This window comes from Paenalcaligenes sp. (assembly GCF_030152715.1).
Taxonomy (GTDB): domain Bacteria; phylum Pseudomonadota; class Gammaproteobacteria; order Burkholderiales; family Burkholderiaceae_B; genus Paenalcaligenes; species Paenalcaligenes hermetiae.
Genome location: NZ_JASLIX010000054.1, coordinates 1 through 15,791, shown reverse-complemented (window position 1 = coordinate 15,791; position 15,791 = coordinate 1). Strand labels below are relative to the sequence as shown.

At 47.2% G+C, this 15,791-nt stretch carries 14 protein-coding genes and 1 tRNA gene; 5 read left to right on the top strand and 10 right to left on the bottom strand.

What is annotated here, in order from left to right; genetic code table 11:
• The first annotated feature begins 209 nt into the window (after positions 1–209).
• Positions 210–1,394 carry an RtcB family protein gene (locus tag Q1V74_RS04900; protein ID WP_300647316.1) on the top strand — a complete coding sequence of 395 codons (1,185 nt, stop codon included), beginning with the start codon at positions 210–212 and terminating at the stop codon, positions 1,392–1,394.
• 1,421 nt (positions 1,395–2,815) lie between these two features.
• Here Q1V74_RS04900 and lhgO read toward each other — a convergent pair.
• Genes lhgO through Q1V74_RS04885 form a run of 3 tightly spaced genes read right to left on the bottom strand, consistent with a single transcriptional unit; the run spans position 2,816 to position 5,383 of the window.
• Positions 2,816–4,003 (bottom strand): L-2-hydroxyglutarate oxidase, encoded by a 1,188-nt coding sequence (gene lhgO, locus Q1V74_RS04895; RefSeq protein WP_300647314.1) that lies wholly within the window; start codon positions 4,001–4,003, stop codon positions 2,816–2,818.
• A gap of 31 nt (positions 4,004–4,034) precedes the next feature.
• Positions 4,035–4,694 carry a GntR family transcriptional regulator gene (locus Q1V74_RS04890; protein ID WP_300647313.1) on the bottom strand — a complete coding sequence of 220 codons (660 nt, stop codon included), beginning with the start codon at positions 4,692–4,694 and terminating at the stop codon, positions 4,035–4,037.
• Complete coding sequence (locus Q1V74_RS04885; protein WP_345370509.1) at positions 4,691–5,383, bottom strand: MBL fold metallo-hydrolase; 693 nt, start codon at positions 5,381–5,383, stop codon at positions 4,691–4,693. The genes Q1V74_RS04890 and Q1V74_RS04885 overlap by 4 nt, the downstream gene beginning before the upstream one ends.
• A gap of 194 nt (positions 5,384–5,577) precedes the next feature.
• Here Q1V74_RS04885 and Q1V74_RS04880 point away from each other — a divergent pair, with 194 nt between their 5' ends.
• From Q1V74_RS04880 to Q1V74_RS04870, 3 genes are all read left to right on the top strand, one after another.
• A complete protein-coding gene (locus Q1V74_RS04880; protein WP_300647311.1) occupies positions 5,578–6,552 on the top strand; it encodes a TRAP transporter substrate-binding protein in 975 nt (324 codons plus the stop codon).
• Positions 6,553–6,616: 64 nt separating this feature from the next.
• Positions 6,617–7,168, top strand: coding sequence for a TRAP transporter small permease (locus Q1V74_RS04875; RefSeq protein WP_300647310.1), 552 nt, complete (start codon positions 6,617–6,619; stop codon positions 7,166–7,168).
• Positions 7,168–8,469 (top strand): TRAP transporter large permease subunit, encoded by a 1,302-nt coding sequence (locus tag Q1V74_RS04870; RefSeq protein WP_300647308.1) that lies wholly within the window; start codon positions 7,168–7,170, stop codon positions 8,467–8,469. Before Q1V74_RS04875 ends, Q1V74_RS04870 begins: the two co-directional genes overlap by 1 nt.
• A gap of 500 nt (positions 8,470–8,969) precedes the next feature.
• Here Q1V74_RS04870 and Q1V74_RS11235 read toward each other — a convergent pair whose 3' ends face one another.
• The 6 genes from Q1V74_RS11235 to Q1V74_RS04845 are packed head-to-tail and all read right to left on the bottom strand — an operon-like array spanning position 8,970 to position 14,483.
• Entirely contained in the window at positions 8,970–9,134 is a 165-nt protein-coding gene (locus Q1V74_RS11235) for a helix-turn-helix domain-containing protein (RefSeq protein WP_366524632.1), read from the bottom strand.
• A 3-nt stretch (positions 9,135–9,137) separates the two neighbouring features.
• The gene (locus tag Q1V74_RS04865; protein WP_300647306.1) at positions 9,138–9,962 is read right to left on the bottom strand and encodes an IclR family transcriptional regulator C-terminal domain-containing protein; all 825 of its coding nucleotides are present in this window, start codon (positions 9,960–9,962) and stop codon (positions 9,138–9,140) included.
• Positions 9,959–10,750, bottom strand: coding sequence for an aspartate/glutamate racemase family protein (locus Q1V74_RS04860; protein WP_300647305.1), 792 nt, complete (start codon positions 10,748–10,750; stop codon positions 9,959–9,961). Before Q1V74_RS04860 ends, Q1V74_RS04865 begins: the two co-directional genes overlap by 4 nt.
• 19 nt (positions 10,751–10,769) lie before the next feature.
• Positions 10,770–11,531: an SDR family NAD(P)-dependent oxidoreductase gene (locus Q1V74_RS04855; RefSeq protein ID WP_300647304.1), complete on the bottom strand. Its 762-nt coding sequence runs from the start codon at positions 11,529–11,531 to the stop codon at positions 10,770–10,772.
• Between the two features lie 13 nt (positions 11,532–11,544).
• Positions 11,545–13,479, bottom strand: coding sequence for a TRAP transporter large permease subunit (locus Q1V74_RS04850; protein ID WP_300647303.1), 1,935 nt, complete (start codon positions 13,477–13,479; stop codon positions 11,545–11,547).
• Positions 13,476–14,483 carry a TRAP transporter substrate-binding protein gene (locus Q1V74_RS04845; RefSeq protein ID WP_300647302.1) on the bottom strand — a complete coding sequence of 336 codons (1,008 nt, stop codon included), beginning with the start codon at positions 14,481–14,483 and terminating at the stop codon, positions 13,476–13,478. The genes Q1V74_RS04850 and Q1V74_RS04845 overlap by 4 nt, the downstream gene beginning before the upstream one ends.
• A 345-nt stretch (positions 14,484–14,828) precedes the next feature.
• Here Q1V74_RS04845 and Q1V74_RS04840 point away from each other — a divergent pair.
• Positions 14,829–14,913: transfer RNA gene (locus tag Q1V74_RS04840), tRNA-Leu, on the top strand.
• Between the two features lie 34 nt (positions 14,914–14,947).
• On the opposite strand, the gene Q1V74_RS04835 is transcribed toward Q1V74_RS04840, so the two are convergent.
• Positions 14,948–15,791: M20/M25/M40 family metallo-hydrolase (locus Q1V74_RS04835; protein ID WP_300647301.1), on the bottom strand; the 844-nt coding region annotated here is incomplete at its 5' end.

Genomic DNA, 15,791 nt, shown 5'->3' with positions numbered 1-15,791 from the left:
CTCTGTTTGAAAACCAAGGGTTTCCGCATTTTGTTGTTCGACTTGACTCATGATGACTCTTTCTAAACAAGTGGGTTAATCACATTGCTTAGCTAAATGGGGGTGATTCGATACATTTCAAGGCTACGTTATACTGTAGGCCTCAATGGGTAGCTGCAACAACAATAACAAGCGCACCCTCCTATCCCTCTTGATTCATCCATAAAACCATGAAACAGGTCATTCAAGAACAAAACGCGCGCCCCATTAAAATCTGGACTCATGACATTGATCCAGCTGCACTCGAGCAATTAAAAAACATCTCTAAACTCCCCTTTGTTCATAGCCATGGGGTTGTCGCCATGCCGGATGTACACGTAGGTATTGGTGCCACCGTGGGCAGCGTGATTGCAACGGATAGCGCCGTAATTCCGGCGGCCGTTGGTGTGGATATTGGCTGTGGCATCAATGCGGTGCGCCTCTCACTCAAAGCCACTGATCTGCCTGACAACCTCGCCCCTATCCGCCACCAAATTGAACGTGATGTGCCTTTAGGAGCAGGAGGCGCGCACAAACATAAGAACATGCCAAAATTTGATCCCGAGCTGGCACAGCGCCTTCAGCAAATCACCACCAAACACCCGCGCTTAGAAAAAAATAACGCCCAAAAACAAATCGGAACGCTAGGTTCAGGCAATCACTTTATTGAAATCTGCTTAGATCAAAATGACGATGTCTGGGTCATGCTGCACTCAGGCTCACGTGGCATTGGCAATCTGATTGGACGCTACTTTATCGAAAAAGCTAAAAAGCGCATGGAAGCATTTGGTATCCAGCTCCCTGACAATGATTTAGCTTACCTACCCGATGACAGCGATGATTTTAAAGACTACGTAGAAGCAGTCCAATGGGCTCAAGATTACGCTTTTGAAAACCGACGTGTCATGATGGAAAAAACCATCGCCGCCATGCGCCGTCATATAAAAAAACCGTTTCAAATCACCCAAGAAGCCATTAACTGCCATCATAATTACGTCGAGCAAGAGAAACATTTTGGCCGCAAATTGTGGGTGACTCGCAAAGGGGCCATTCGTGCTCGCGAGGGCGATCTGGGTGTCATTCCAGGCAGCATGGGGCAGCGCAGCTACATTGTACGTGGCAAGGGGAATCTTGACTCCTATTGCTCTTGTGCCCATGGGGCGGGGCGTAAATTTAGCCGTAGTGCTGCACGCAAACATTTTTCTGTAGACGATTTACGCGCACAAACCGAAGGCGTGGAATGCCGCAAAGACGCCGCCGTCCTTGATGAGCTGCCAGCCGCCTACAAAAACATTGACGAGGTCATGGATAATCAAAAAGACCTCGTCGAAGTGCTACATGTTTTAAAACAAGTGGTATGTGTTAAGGGCGCTTAAAAATCCACTGTCATGCCAACAAAATAACGGCGACCATCTACCGCATGTGCCTGTGGAATATAATGGCCGTGGCATCACTATTTATATCGTCTTGGGTGATAAGCACATACTTAAATACTTAAGTAGTAACATGGATAATGCGTTTGCTGAGGAAACGGCTTCACGCAGTTGAACGAAAGTATCGAGGTCTACTACTTGAAGAGAGTCAACACCTAAGCTGTTTTATACAACTAATTGTTGCGCTAACAAAGGGTCCAGCCCTAGTTTTAGCTTTCAGCTGCCAGAGCCTCACTAAACAAGTCTCAATAGGCAGGACTGCTGCTACTTAAGGCAGCAATGATATGTAGTTGAGCCTCGTCATTAACCCAGCAAGCGGTGCCCAACGACCTGAAAAGGGTGTCGATAGTTGAATGCAGAGTAGAAGATACGGTTAATCGAGTATAAAGCCCTACACATCCAGTGTCCACGAATACAGCCGTGTTCGGCATTACACATCCGATAGAAGTGGCGGAAAAGGCGCTGCTTAAGAAGTGAAATGGTTGTTGGGTAGCGATTGAGCGCCGAGGGCTAGAGCTGACCGAGCCTAACAGAATTTATCGAATGCACGTGATTGGCTGGATGCCCATCAGCAGATGAATAATGTGCAGCAATGGAGCAAGTTGAATGCGCAGTTTCATAACTGTCTATATACACCTTCAATAAGGTAAGTTAATTTGTAAACACGTGACCGAAGCGGCTGAACATGAACGCTCTTATCAGGCACATTTGAAAATGCTAACAGCCTATAAAGACGGTTATGCAACCCGTGCTGCGAACTTGTTACATAAGGTAACCCTCAGGAACGTCCCACATCATGCATTAAGCCTGTTTGAAATACAGGTGTACTCTGCATGCATCGACAGGATCAGCCCTCAATATGCTGTTGACGTATTGGATGTGAATCCCACTGGCAAATAAGAGTTCAATAATGCGAGGAAATACCATTGGCCAATAATGAGCAAAGACCAAGCAGGCATCGATCAAGTTTAGCAGTCCATCACCGCGGCGCCAATGAAGCGTACCTAGAGTCGCTCAACCTTATCAAAACTATTCATATACTTACTAAGCGACCAAATGCAATGCCCCATTAAGATAATCCGCCCACCCAGATTGGCGCAAAGTGTCTGCAGTTAGATATGCACAAAATTGGTATAAGTAAGGCCTGATTACTGATCTTTGCCCAGCATAACAGCCTTGAAATACAGTCATTGCACTTAAGGGTAAATCCAAATAGGAATGCCTTCAAAAAATGGCAGGCACAAAAAGACACAGCGCACATTAAGGATAACCGCACCATACGCACAAAGGTAGTGGTGGGTGATGCAGAAAGCAAAATGGCGTGTAGAACATTCTACACGCCATTTTGTCCTGTTGCTAATTGCTTACAGACCCAGCTCGTCTGCAATATAACGTGCAATGGGTATAGCACCTGTTGCAGCAGGAGACGGCGCATTCAAAATAGCGGTAAGGCCGCCTGAATGATTAATCAAAAAGTCATCCACTAAGGAACCATCGGGGCGTACGGCTTGAGCGCGGTTAGCGCTGCGGTAAACACGTAGGTCAGACAAGATCACAGAGGGACAATACTTACGCACAGCATCCAGATAGACTTGCTTGAACAATGAGCTTTTAAGCTCATTCCAGACGGCACGTGGGTGTTTGGCTAACATTTTCCACAGACCAGAGTAGCTCAAGGCAGACCACGCGTCGCGCATGTCTACACTGAAATGACTGTATTTTTCTCGCGCCAAGGCCAAAACAGCGTTGGGGCCTACGGTGATAGTGCCATCAATCATAGGTGTAAGGTGTACTCCTAAAAATGGCAAGGTGGGGTCGGGTACGGGGTAAATCAGACTGTGTACAACGTTGTTTAGGTGTGGTGGCAACACAAAGTATTCGCCACGAAACGGCAAAATCCTAATGCCTGGGTCCAGGCCCAGCATGCGGGCAACGCGGTCCGAAGCTAACCCCGTACACGCAATAATGTGCCCTACTTTGATATGCTGATTACCGGCTTGTACACTGTAGGCCGAACCCACTTGGGAGACGGATGTCACCGGGGCGTTAAGCAGCACCGTGCTGCCCGCGTTTTCTACATCGGCCAGTAAAGCTTTGGTGATGCTCGCGTAGTCAGTAATGGCAGTTTCTGGAATACGTAGTGCGGCCAACCCAGTAATCGCGGGCTCTAACCTACCTAAGTCAGCTTGGGTAAGTTGTTCGGTGTGCACCTCGTTTTCGATGGCGCGCTGCTCAAGCTTGTACAGATTTTCTTGTTCTTGAGGTGTCGTTGCTACCAACAGTTTGCCGCGAGCTTCATAGCCAATATTACGGGCTGCACAGAAGGCTTTGATTTCACCTAACCCTTCTCGACAAAAACGCGTTTTTAAGCTACCGGGGGTGTAGTACACCCCAGAGTGCACTACGCCACTGTTGCGGCCTGTTTGGTGAAACGCCGGTTTGGCTTCTTTCTCGGCCACCAACACTCGGACTTGGGGGCGGCGTTTGACGATTTCAGCAGCCAGCGCAGATCCAACAATGCCTGCGCCAATAATGAGGTAATCGTATTTCATAGGTGGGAGATTCCTGTGACATTCTTTGTGCTTAGCTTTGGCCGCGCATGGATTCCCAACGTCGTCGTGTGGGCTGCATGTGTTCTACGACAAGATGGGCCAAGGTGGTGCGGTCTTGCTGCTCAATGGCATTTACCATGGCTGCGTGCTCAGAAGTCGCTTGTTCTAACCACTGTCTATCGGTCATACCGTAAGAGCGTATGGGGTTAGATGCCTCGGTGTAAAAAGCAATGGCTTTGCACAGGGTTTCATTGCCGCACAGTGCAAAGATCTGGCGATGGAACTCATCATTCATTTGATGAATAAGCCGAGGATTCGCCCCAACCGATACGGCTGCTGCGTACTGTATGTGTAACGTTTTCAATGCATCTAACTTGGCAGCAGGCACAGGAAACGGCATGATCATGACGGCTTCTTTTTGCAGTAAAGCGCGCAGGTGGTACAGCTCTTCTACTTCTTGAGTTGTGAAGTCTTTAACGCGGGCAGAACGAGAACGTGGTTTCACCACGATTTGGCGCGCCACCAGTTCTTGAATGGCGGCGCGCACAACATGACGTTTGGCGTCAAAGCGTGCCATCAACATGTCTTCAATCAACTCTTGATGAGGCCGCAGATGGCCGAAAATAATATCGGCCTCCAGTTCTTGGACGATTAGCTCTACAGAAGATGGGGCAGGGGTTTCAGTACTCATCGGACAATCAATTCCAGCGTCGAGGGTTGGTTCCAGATCCAGCCGTGTGGTGTGCGATGCAGTTCAGGAAAATGTCCTGGCACGACAATGTCGGCGTTATCGGCGATCCACTGCAGTGTTTTACTGGATTGGCGGCCTGGGTCATATTCATTAGCAGCCGACAGTGTAACCAGTTCGCGGTAGGTTTTACAGGCATCGCCCGCTAAGACTACACGTTTATTTTCTGGGTTTACAAAGTGCAATAGATAGCTGCCTGTGGTATGACCGGGGGCTTGTCTATAGAACAGGCCGGAGGCCAGCTCACCTTCAGGCTCGTGGATGAGTTGCAGGTTTTGGCGCTGCAGGTATTCGTTCATGCCCTGACTGCCAAACACATCTTCAGAGGGAGGATGTTGGGAATAGGCCCATTCGGCCGAGCTGACGTAAATGGTGGCGTTAGGAAATAGATCAATGTTGTTGATGTGATCGAAATGCAAGTGCGACAAAAACACTGTTTTGATATCAGCAGGTCTAAGGTTGCGTTCTGCTAACGCACTCAACAACAGCAGTCGGGTGGAGTGATGGCCGGTATCAAACAAGATAGGGCTGTGGCCATCTACATTGACTAACACCACAGCCGAAAAACCAAAGAATCCACCTTTAAAACTGAGACAATTTCCTTCAACAAGAATGTCATGTTGCACAGTCATTTGCTCTCCTTATTATGATGACTTACCAATTATCAATATTACTATCAATATCTATATATTTACTCTAGATTTTGTCTATTTTAGGGTTTATTCTAATATATACATTGCATTTAAAGCATATTACACTACGATTCATATTATCAATAATATTATTAATAATATTAAAGATCGACTTTCCATACAACGGAGGAACCATGAACGCCTATAAAAGCATGGTCGCAGGTGCAGCATTGGCCCTAGCCTGCGCCACTACATATGCAGCAACAACGTGGCAGATGGCCACCCCTTATCCTGATGTTAACTTCCACACTCAAAACATCCAGCAGTTTGCTAAAGATGTGGAAACTGCCACAAACGGCGAGCTGAAAATCAATGTGCACCCCGCGGGTTCATTGATCAAGCACCAGGAAATCAAAAATGCGGTTCGTTCGCGACAGATAGAAATGGGTGAGTTCATCATTTCTAATTTGGCGAATGAGAACCCTATGTTCGCGTTGGACTCCATACCATTTGTAGCGGTCTCTTTTGATGACGCAGCCAAGATGTACGTGGTGTCCAAGCCTGAACTGGAGCGCCTGTTGGGTCGCCAAAATCTGAAAGTATTGTTCTCGGTAGCGTGGCCTCCACAAGGGCTGTACACTGATCGCCCTATCGAAAAGATAGAAGATCTGAAAGGTATTAAAATGCGCGCGTACAGCCCGCAAACCGAACGCCTAGCACAATTGGCGGGTGCGGTGCCTACACAAGTAGAAGTGCCTGATTTAGCACAAGCATTTACCACAGGCCGTGTGAACGCGATGATTACGTCCACTTCTACTGGTGTGAACACCACGGCGTGGGACTACCTGACGCACTTCTATGATGTGGCGGCATTCTTGCCTAAGAACATTGTGGTGGTGAACCAGCGTGTGTTTGATGGCTTGGATGAAGCCACTCAGAAAGCGGTGTTAGATGCGGCTGCTGCTGCAGAAAAACGCGGTTGGGAAATGGCTGAAGCCGATCACATTGCACAGCGTAATGTATTGGAACAGCACGGTATCAAAGTGAGTGCAGGCTCTGATGAGCTGAATGCTGCCCTACATAAAGTGGGTGAGCAGATGGCAGCAGAGTGGGCGAAAGAAGCCGGCGACGAAGGTGAAGTCGTGCTTGAGGCTTACCGCGCAAACTAACTTCTGACTGTAATTCGCCAGCGCAGTAATTCCTGCGCTGGCACCTTGATGTGGGCAAACTGCCATGCGCAAAATCTTGGATGGCCTTTATACGATCAGTACAGGTTTAGCCGCACTGTCGTTGGCGAGCATAGCCGCTATTGTTTTTGGTCAGGTGATCTTCAATACGATCGATTACGTGGCTCTTCGTTTCTTTGATCAGAGTTTTGGCTTGCTGATCCCTTCCTATTCGCTGTTTTCAGGTTATGCACTGGGTTTTGCCACGTTTTTATCCTTGGGTTTGGGGTTACGCAAAGCCGTACATATACGGGTGACCTTGCTGGAGTCCAAGCTGCCTTCTCCTATACGTAGAGGCACACTGACCATCATCGCGCTGTTAGGGGTAATGATGGGTGTGTTGTTTACCTATAGCTTGGGTGTATTGGCCTACGAGTCCTTTTTGTGGGGCGACCGTGCCAGCGGTTTAGTCAAAGTGCCTTTGTGGATACCGCAAAGCGTGTTGTGTGTGGGGTCGGCTGTCTTTTTGGTCACGGCACTGGACACCCTGCAGGAAATTATACGTACAGGTCACAGCGATGCGCTGGCGGCGGATTCGGTTGCTGAGGAGGCGCTGTAATGTCTGATGTAACCATGTCATTGATTATGATGGGCGTGCTGTTGGGCTGCCTAGCCATAGGACTGTGGGTGTCTATAGCACTGTTTGTGACAGGCATAGTGGGCATACTGCTGTTTTCCAATGCCCCTATTGTGAGTGTGTTAGCAACCAATATTTGGAGTTCGTCAGCAGAATGGTCACTTGCGGCCTTGCCCTTGTTTATCTGGATGGGTGAAATTCTATTTCGCTCACGCATGTCGCAAGACTTGTTTTCAGGGTTAGCACCGTGGATGCGGTCGCTACCGGGTGGTTTAGGGCATGTGGGAATTTTAGCGTCAGGAATTTTTGCGGCGGTAAGTGGTTCGTCGGCGGCAACATGCGCCACAGTGGCCAAGGTCGCTGTGCCTGAACTCAAACAGCGTGGCTACGATGAAAGCTTGATTTTGGGAACGATTGCAGGCTCTGGCACCTTAGGCTTGTTAATACCACCCTCCATTATTTTGATTGTGTACGGTGTGGCTGCCGAGCTGTCCATCGCCCGCTTATTTATCGCTGGTGTGGTGCCCGGTGTATTGGTGATCTTGCTGTTCATGACCTATGTCGCCATTTGGTCTACCAAGAATAAAGACAAAGTACCGGCCAAAGATCCGCCCATGAGCTTTGCTCAAAAAATGAAAGCCACGCGTACGTTGTTACCCGTGACGCTGCTCATTTTGGGTGTGATTGGCTCTATTTATTCTGGTTTGGCTAGCCCAACCGATTCGGCTGCTGTGGGTGTAGTGACTGCATTGCTGCTGAGCTGGGTTTTTGGTGATTTGAACTGGAAAACCTTCAAAGACGGTCTGGTCGCTGCCACCTTGTCATCGTCCATGATTGCGTTGATTTTGGCAGGTTCGGCGTTCTTGACCATTGCGATGGGCTATTCCAACCTGCCTATGAATTTGGCACGCTGGATTGGTAATTTGGGCTTGAATAACTACGCGCTGTTGGCGGCATTAACGGTGTTCTTTATGGTACTAGGTTGCTTCCTAGATGGTATTTCCATCGTGGTGTTGACCAGCGCAGTGCTGCTGCCAGCAGTGCAGGCCGCAGGTTTAGACCCAATTTGGTTTGGCGTGTACTTGGTACTGGTCGTGGAAATGGGGCAATTAACCCCACCAGTAGGTTTAAATTTGTTTGTACTTCAAGGTATGACGGGCAAAGATATTTTATTCTTATCCAAAGCGGCATTGCCATTCTTCTTAATGTTACTGCTAACAATCTTGCTGGTGGTGATGGTGCCTGACATTGTATTGGGCTTGCCCAAAATGATGTACGGTTAATTAGCATCAAACCACCTATTAAATGGTCTATGCCCCTGATAAATTTGTGGTCCAGCTATTATGTAAGCGATAGCTAACTTTTTCGTGACTACACGATAGCCATAGAGATTTCCTAATTATAATGGGTATGGGAGCTGTTTATCATGGATATCGTAACTAACCTGTCACAGAGCAAGAGAATAGGAACCAAAAGTAGAAAGCTTCATAAAACACAGCAGAGTAAAAGACAACGATAAAACGATTACAACCTCGCAAGCTTAAGCAAATTTTGCAAGCCGTAATATCCGACTCTATCCTGTTAGTTTTGCTGCTCTTGCAGTTCTCCTCATATGGGGGCTTTAAGATCAGTGTCAGGCTGATCACAATGCGTTAACTCTATCTACCTAATACCTGGTGTAAGTAAGCACAATAGATTATTTTCGGGGTTAGGAAAATGTACTACCACGAACATCACCAGCACCTGTTTTTTACACTAGCTGGGGTTACGTACACCGTACTTTTTAACTCCTCTGAGGGCCTACACGTTTTACCGTTGTGCGATGTATTCCTGTCGCACGGCTAAGCTCACTAATCGACGCGGCCCCTAAGGCAAATGTACTCAACGCTTGTAACAGCGCTAAACCCCTCGCTAGGCTTTGTGATTTTTTATAGGAAGGGCTGCGCATCTCTTAATCACGACGCCGAGGCCACCCGTAATTTTCTCCTAGGGGCAAATCATGAAGCTCACGTTCAATATCTCGTACGCATTCATGCAGGTAGCCCAAGTAGCGTTCTGCAGCTTTAATAGGGGTCATCGCACGACGAAAAAACATGATATTAATCGCTCCGACAACACGATTACGCCAACAAACAGGTGAGGCGATAGCACTAATATTCGGCTCTGTGCCCCCTGCGGACTCTGCATATCCCCGCGCTCGTGCAATTTGAATACTTTGCATCAACTGAGCATAATGGTCTTCTTGTGTGAGCGGCTCATTCGTCACTAGCTCTGTTAAGTTAAGAATTCGTTGGCGGCTATCGTCCGACACCATGCTTAAAATAGCAATACCTAAGGCGGAGTGTAGTAAAGGGCGAGCCTTACCAATCATTCCTCGGTTGACCGACATAGGGCTAAACCGGTGCGTAGACTCCTGAATCACAATATGGCCACCCGTAAACGTCGCAAAATCACTGGGCCATTGTACTTGGGACAACAACCTCCCCAAATAAGGACTAATCACTTGGGCGATCCAGTCCTCATCTTTGACTCCATCGGCTATGCTACGAATACGAGTCGTTAAACAATAATGGCTGTCTCCAGGCCGGCAATGAACATAGCCGTTGGCTTCTAGGGTATGTAGTAAGCGGTAAACAGTAGCACGATGAATTCCTGTTCGCTTGGCAAGCTCACCTGGACTCGCCCACCCTATCTCGCCAAGCACTCGAATTAACTCAAGCCCACGCTCTAAAGCGCGGACTCGAGGATAAATAGACTCTTGATCTTGCTCTATCATTCTAAGCTGGCTGGATATAGTTTTAAGAGTTCTGGACTTGGCTTTCGATAGTGCCATTGACGACCTGCATGCAGACCCGTCAATTTATGTAAGCGAGCTAACATTTCTGCATACATCAGCGGGGCTCCAACACCATCTAAAATACTAACCCCATCCACCTCAAAAACATCATTAGCTGCTAGAACTTCAGCAACCAGCCCCTCAGCAGGGATAATTAAATCCGCGCCTTCCTTAATGGCTCGCCTTGCTGTATGTAAAAATGCTTCAATATAGTCCGAGGGATTTAAAAATACAGCATCCATTTCCCGCTCGGGCAGTTGTGGCTCAATTACATAGATGCCACTCACTCTCCCCTCAAACTGATGACGATGCATCGCATTTTTCAAAAACCACAAGTTTTCATCATTTAAAGTCACCAGACCAATTTTTGTTGCCATAGAGCAGCTGATCAATACAGTGCTTTCAGGCATAGAGATCACAGGGATATCGACTAAAGATCGGCACTCTCGCAATAGTGGCTCCGTATAGGTACCGATGACAAAAGCATCATAGCCTTCTTGCTCAGCCCGATATACATTATGCAAAAGCTGCCCACTCATTGCTTTATGGTATGCGTAAGGCACGCGCATGACCTCGCTCGGTGACATGCCATGCCACATTTGCTCCGGTACGCCGTGCAAATGAATCTCTGTGCCAGGCGATGCTACTTTAGCATAATGTTTCGCTAACGAAGCCTTATAAACGGGATAGTTTTCTAAGTCCACACTGGACTGATGCCAAATTTTCACCTCTCTCTCCTCTACATGGCTAAACCATGTAATACCCACCATTCACATCTAAAGTTGTACCTGTTACATAACCAGCTTGCTCTGATAGCAAATAGGCAATCGCAGCAGCAACCTCTTCAGCCTGTCCAATTCGAGCTAAGGGAACAAGCTCCACAGCCTGCTCATCATTCTCTGGCTTCACCCCCACGCGTAACATAGGTGTTTCAATTAGCCCCGGCGCAACAATATTGGCAGTCACATTCAAAGGTGCTAACTCACGGGCCAAGGCTTTTGTAAAGCCAATTACCGCGGCTTTACTTGCCACATAGGCGGTACAAGACTGATACCCCCCTAATTGAGCGGCGGTAGATGCTAAATTAACCACACGCCCATGCTGAATAGCACGCCCCTTAATATGCGCCATGAACTCTCGACTCAAGGCATAAGTACCATATGTATTCACCGCAAAAACCTTCTCCCAAAGATCAGGAGTGGTGTCATATAACAACAACCGGCCCCCATTTTCAGAAAAAGGGGAAATCGCTGCCGTATTAACTAAACAGGACAAAAACAACTGACGCTCTGTTAAATTAAGAAACATATTCTGTACGGCAGAATAATCACTAATGTCTAAGGCCTCATAATGCACTACCGCGTCCCCAATGGACTCCGCCACCTCAGCAAGCAAGGACAAGTTTTGATCCGCTAAAACCAACTCATATCCTTGCTCCGCTAGTAATCTCGCCGTAGCTGCACCAATACCTCGACCTGAGCCTACGACTAAAACTCGTCTTTTACTCATTGCTCTACCTTTACTAGGAACTTAAAAGGCTAGGTAGCCATAATGTAATAATAGGGAAGCATACTAATAAAGTGATGCGCACTAAGTCAGCCAACAAAAAGGGCACTACACCACGGAAAATCGTCGCTAGCTCTAAGCGCTCCCCAACAACGCTACGCATAACAAAAACATTCATTCCCAATGGTGGTGTGATCATGCCAATTTCTACCAAGGATAAAGTCACTACACCCCACCAAATCAGGTCATACCCCATCCCTAAAATTAACGGTACAACTAGTGGCGTAGTAACTAAAACGGCGGCCAATGTATCAAATACTGTCCCAAGTAATAGATAAATCAAAACCAGAGCAAGTAGAATTAACCAGTGGGGCGTTGTTTCTAAATTCACTAGATCTAATATCAGGCTTGCCACATCGCTAAAACTCATAAAGCTAGCAAAGATATTGGCTCCCATAAAAATCACATAGATCGCACCCGAATTAATTGCTGTATCAATTAATGATTCTTTAAATTTAACCCACGTGAAGTCGGGCGAAGTCACTGCAAAAAAGAAAGCGAGAATAGCCCCTACTGATGCGGCCTCTTGTGTCGTGAAAATTCCACCATATAACCCACCCAGCACTAACAAAAACAGTAGCGTAGGACGCCAAGCCTGAATTAGCGCCTTACGTGCATAGGGCCAATCAAACTTATCCACGTTAGGAGCAAGCTCTGGTTTTAGGCGCACGGCGATCATGATCGCAATCACATACATACTCAAGGCAAGTAGCCCTGGTAATAACGCTGCCTGAAAAGCGACCTGAATGGACTCTTCAACCACCACACAGTAAACAATTAATACGACGGAAGGTGGTATTAAAGCCCCTAATGTTCCCCCTGCCGCTATACAGCCAGCAGCAAGACTATGAGCATAATTACGCTTTTCCATTTCCGCAAAAGCCACTTTGCCAAAAGTAGCCGTCGTAGCAATCGATGAGCCACTAATAGCCCCAAACCCACCACATCCCGATACGGAGGCAATGGCCAAACCACCACGAGTTGAACCTACTAAAGCGGTACCAGCTTTAAAAATATCACCAGATAACCCTGCCCATGTCGCAAAATTCCCCATTAACAGAAATAAGGGAATCGCGGCCATATCGATACTTGTTAATGCTCTGCCGACTTCATTTTGCGCAATAACTAACGCCTGCTCTGCTCCTAAAGTCAAAGCTAAGCTTGCCACGCCTAATAAAGCTAACGCCACACCGATTGGCACTTGAGCAGCAATGAGGATATATAAAGCTAAAAACCCAATTCCGGCTTGGGTGCTAGGACTTGTATCTTCGTTTAAATACAGTACAAGCAATAGAGCCGCTAAAGCAAAAGCACCGATAATGACACTTAAACTACGCCAAAAGCCTGGCACAGCATAAGCCTTAGTTGCAAAGAGACGTCCCCATTGAGCGATATGCCTTATAACTGCTAATAACGCGCCTATCGACATAACAACGCAAGCCGTTACCCACAGTCCTGTGGTGGACCAGCCTACAACCATGGTTTTTTCCCCATACTCGTAAGCATCCCAAGCACGGAATCCTAAAACCACCGCTAGCCCAACAAAAACAACGACCTCACTTAATGCACAAATAAGCTGAACACCTAACTGGTTGTCTCCTGCCACTTTCCGCATCACATCAACACGGATGTTACGGCGCTGCAAAAAAACCAGGCTCATCAAACCCGCAATAATAATGGCCATAAATAGACCACTCAGCTCAAACAATCCTCGAACGGTATAAGAGCTAAAAGCGCGTAATGCAATGTCCACTAAGGTGGCAGCAGCCAGCACAATCAAGCCAACTAAGACGATGATGGCTAAAAAAAGGCTCAAACGCATTAAAGCGGAGCCATTCCCTTCAAGCACCAAGCGCCGTAAGCGCTCGGTGTTCTCCTGTATTACTTTCATTGTTTAGCTCGTACATCTGCAATCGTCTGGGTATATACTTCCCAAACACGCTCACCTTCAGGGATAGTAGTGATCCATTTTTGTACTACGGGTGCAACAGCGGCTTTCCAACGATCAATGTCCTCTTCACTTGGCGTGATGATAACGTGATCATCACGCTTAAGTAGCTCTTGCTTTAATCGCTCATTCTCATTACCCAAACCCTCTGACCATCGTGCTACAAAATTTTTGCCGCCATGCTTCTGTAAAGAGGCTTTAGCTGCCTCGGGTAAACGGTCAAATTTTTTCTTATTAATAACAACAAAGACTGAGCTTGACCCTAATGGCGCATCAATGTGCCATTTAACAAAGTCCAAAACTTGCCAAGTAAATACAGCATTCCAATCGTTTAAACTACCCGTTAATGTACGCTTAGATAAATTTTCTGCCGTTTGCGGCACGGGCAAACCAACAGGGATAATACCTAACGCCTCAACTGAAGCGGATGCCAAGGGTCCAGCGGCACGAATACGCTCCCCTTTAAAATCATCAAGACTTTTTATCTCTTTGACAGAGTGTGCCGTCAGAATCCCAGAGGAAACCATTCCAAACACATACACATCATCAAAGCCATCCATCAGCCCATTTTCATATAAAGCCCACACACCTGATGAGGCCTCAAGAAGCGTCTTTGCCTCAAATGGAATCTCAGGAATATCCGCCACTTTAAAACGTCCTGGAGTATAACCAGTAACTCCCCATGCCATATCAACGAGACCTCGACGTACAGCGTCAAATGAGTCTTCGGCTTTTACTAAACTTCCACCCGAGTACATTTGAATTTTAAGTGTGCCCTCGGCGTCTGCCTCAATGTCTTTAAACAAGGGCTCAAACATCCCTTTAGTTAAATAGGCTGTAGGCCCCGCAAAGTTAGAAAACTTCAGTACAGTCGGCTTCGTAGCCAGCGCTGGCCCACTAAATCCAACCACCAATGCACCAATACAAGCAGCGACAAAGCGTTTCATGTACACCATCTCCAATTTAAATGCAGTTATCTACCCTAACTGAACCCTTCAATCAGGGAAATAAAATGACTAGGTCTTATAACTCTTAGATTACACACCTCAGAGAAAGCGGTTAACAACAAAAAAAAACAAGACGTTCAACACATGAACAAGCACCTAGAGTTAACCCTAACTTTTTTTCCATTAGTTAGACAGAAACCCCAAAAAGTTTGTAGAGTGAACACGTGCAGAGCGTGGGCAATACCGTGGCGACGCTTTGTTCTTTATCAGCAAATCTTTCTTGCTTATTTTTCCCACTGCCCATATAATTACGTCTTTAGCTGCTACCAAACACATGCAGTACGTGCCCAAGTGGTGGAATTGGTAGACGCGTCGGACTCAAAATCCGATCCCGAGAGGGGTGCCGGTTCGATTCCGGCCTTGGGCACCACCGAATACAAAAAAGACCGCTTTTGCGGTCTTTTTTATGTGGTTTTTGGGTTAGTTAAATAAATGATAAGCCGCTGTAGCATTTGATCGCAACGCGCTAGTTGCTCTATGCTGACGAACTCGTCTGGTTTGTGACCTTGGTCCATACTCCCAGGCCCACACACCACCGTGGGGATCCCTGCTTGATGAAAAAGCCCGCCCTCTGTACCAAAAGCCACTGTCCCGAATTCCTCAGATTCACATAAGCTTGCGATTAAAGCCGCCACTTCGCTATCTTTAGCCGTAACCAATCCTGGGTAAGCGCTTAACTCTTCTAGCACAATATGCGTGTCAGCTTGAACGGCGCGCATTTTGGGTAAAAGCTCTTGTTCGGCATAGGTTTGTAAAGTGTGCGCTACCGTTTTTGCATCAAAATCAGGTAACGCTCGTACCTCAAAATCAAACTCACACTCCTCTGGCACAATATTCAACGCGCGCCCACCCTGGATCAATCCAGTTTGAATGGTGGAAAATGGGGGATCAAATCGCGAATCGTGATATTGCGGCTGCGCCTGCTCGGCTGCTATCTCTCCTAGTTTTCCAATAAGCTGAGCGGCATATTCAATCGCATTTACCCCATACGGCGCATAGGCCGAGTGACACGCCGCCCCTTTTACTTGGCAGCGCATGGCTAATTTAGCCTTGTGTCCCAATACAGGCTTTAACTGCGTAGGCTCACCAATCAAGCACATTTTAAAAGCTAGATCACGCTGGGCTAAGTTTGCTAGCATGGGGCGAACACCCAAACAGCCCACCTCTTCATCATAAGAAAAAGCCAAATGCACCGGCCATCGCAACGAGCTCTGTTTCAAATCGGGCACTGCTGCAAGCACACACGCG

Bases quoted from the DNA above. Each gene is read 5' to 3' on its own strand.
- Q1V74_RS04900 (WP_300647316.1), top strand. From the start codon at position 210: ATGAAACAGGTCATTCAAGAACAAAACGCGCGCCCCATTAAAATCTGG.
- lhgO (WP_300647314.1), bottom strand. From the start codon at position 4,003: ATGAAATACGATTACCTCATTATTGGCGCAGGCATTGTTGGATCTGCG.
- Q1V74_RS04890 (WP_300647313.1), bottom strand. From the start codon at position 4,694: ATGAGTACTGAAACCCCTGCCCCATCTTCTGTAGAGCTAATCGTCCAA.
- Q1V74_RS04885 (WP_345370509.1), bottom strand. From the start codon at position 5,383: ATGACTGTGCAACATGACATTCTTGTTGAAGGAAATTGTCTCAGTTTT.
- Q1V74_RS04880 (WP_300647311.1), top strand. From the start codon at position 5,578: ATGAACGCCTATAAAAGCATGGTCGCAGGTGCAGCATTGGCCCTAGCC.
- Q1V74_RS04875 (WP_300647310.1), top strand. From the start codon at position 6,617: ATGCGCAAAATCTTGGATGGCCTTTATACGATCAGTACAGGTTTAGCC.
- Q1V74_RS04870 (WP_300647308.1), top strand. From the start codon at position 7,168: ATGTCTGATGTAACCATGTCATTGATTATGATGGGCGTGCTGTTGGGC.
- Q1V74_RS11235 (WP_366524632.1), bottom strand. From the start codon at position 9,134: ATGCGCAGCCCTTCCTATAAAAAATCACAAAGCCTAGCGAGGGGTTTA.
- Q1V74_RS04865 (WP_300647306.1), bottom strand. From the start codon at position 9,962: ATGATAGAGCAAGATCAAGAGTCTATTTATCCTCGAGTCCGCGCTTTA.
- Q1V74_RS04855 (WP_300647304.1), bottom strand. From the start codon at position 11,531: ATGAGTAAAAGACGAGTTTTAGTCGTAGGCTCAGGTCGAGGTATTGGT.
- Q1V74_RS04850 (WP_300647303.1), bottom strand. From the start codon at position 13,479: ATGAAAGTAATACAGGAGAACACCGAGCGCTTACGGCGCTTGGTGCTT.
- Q1V74_RS04845 (WP_300647302.1), bottom strand. From the start codon at position 14,483: ATGAAACGCTTTGTCGCTGCTTGTATTGGTGCATTGGTGGTTGGATTT.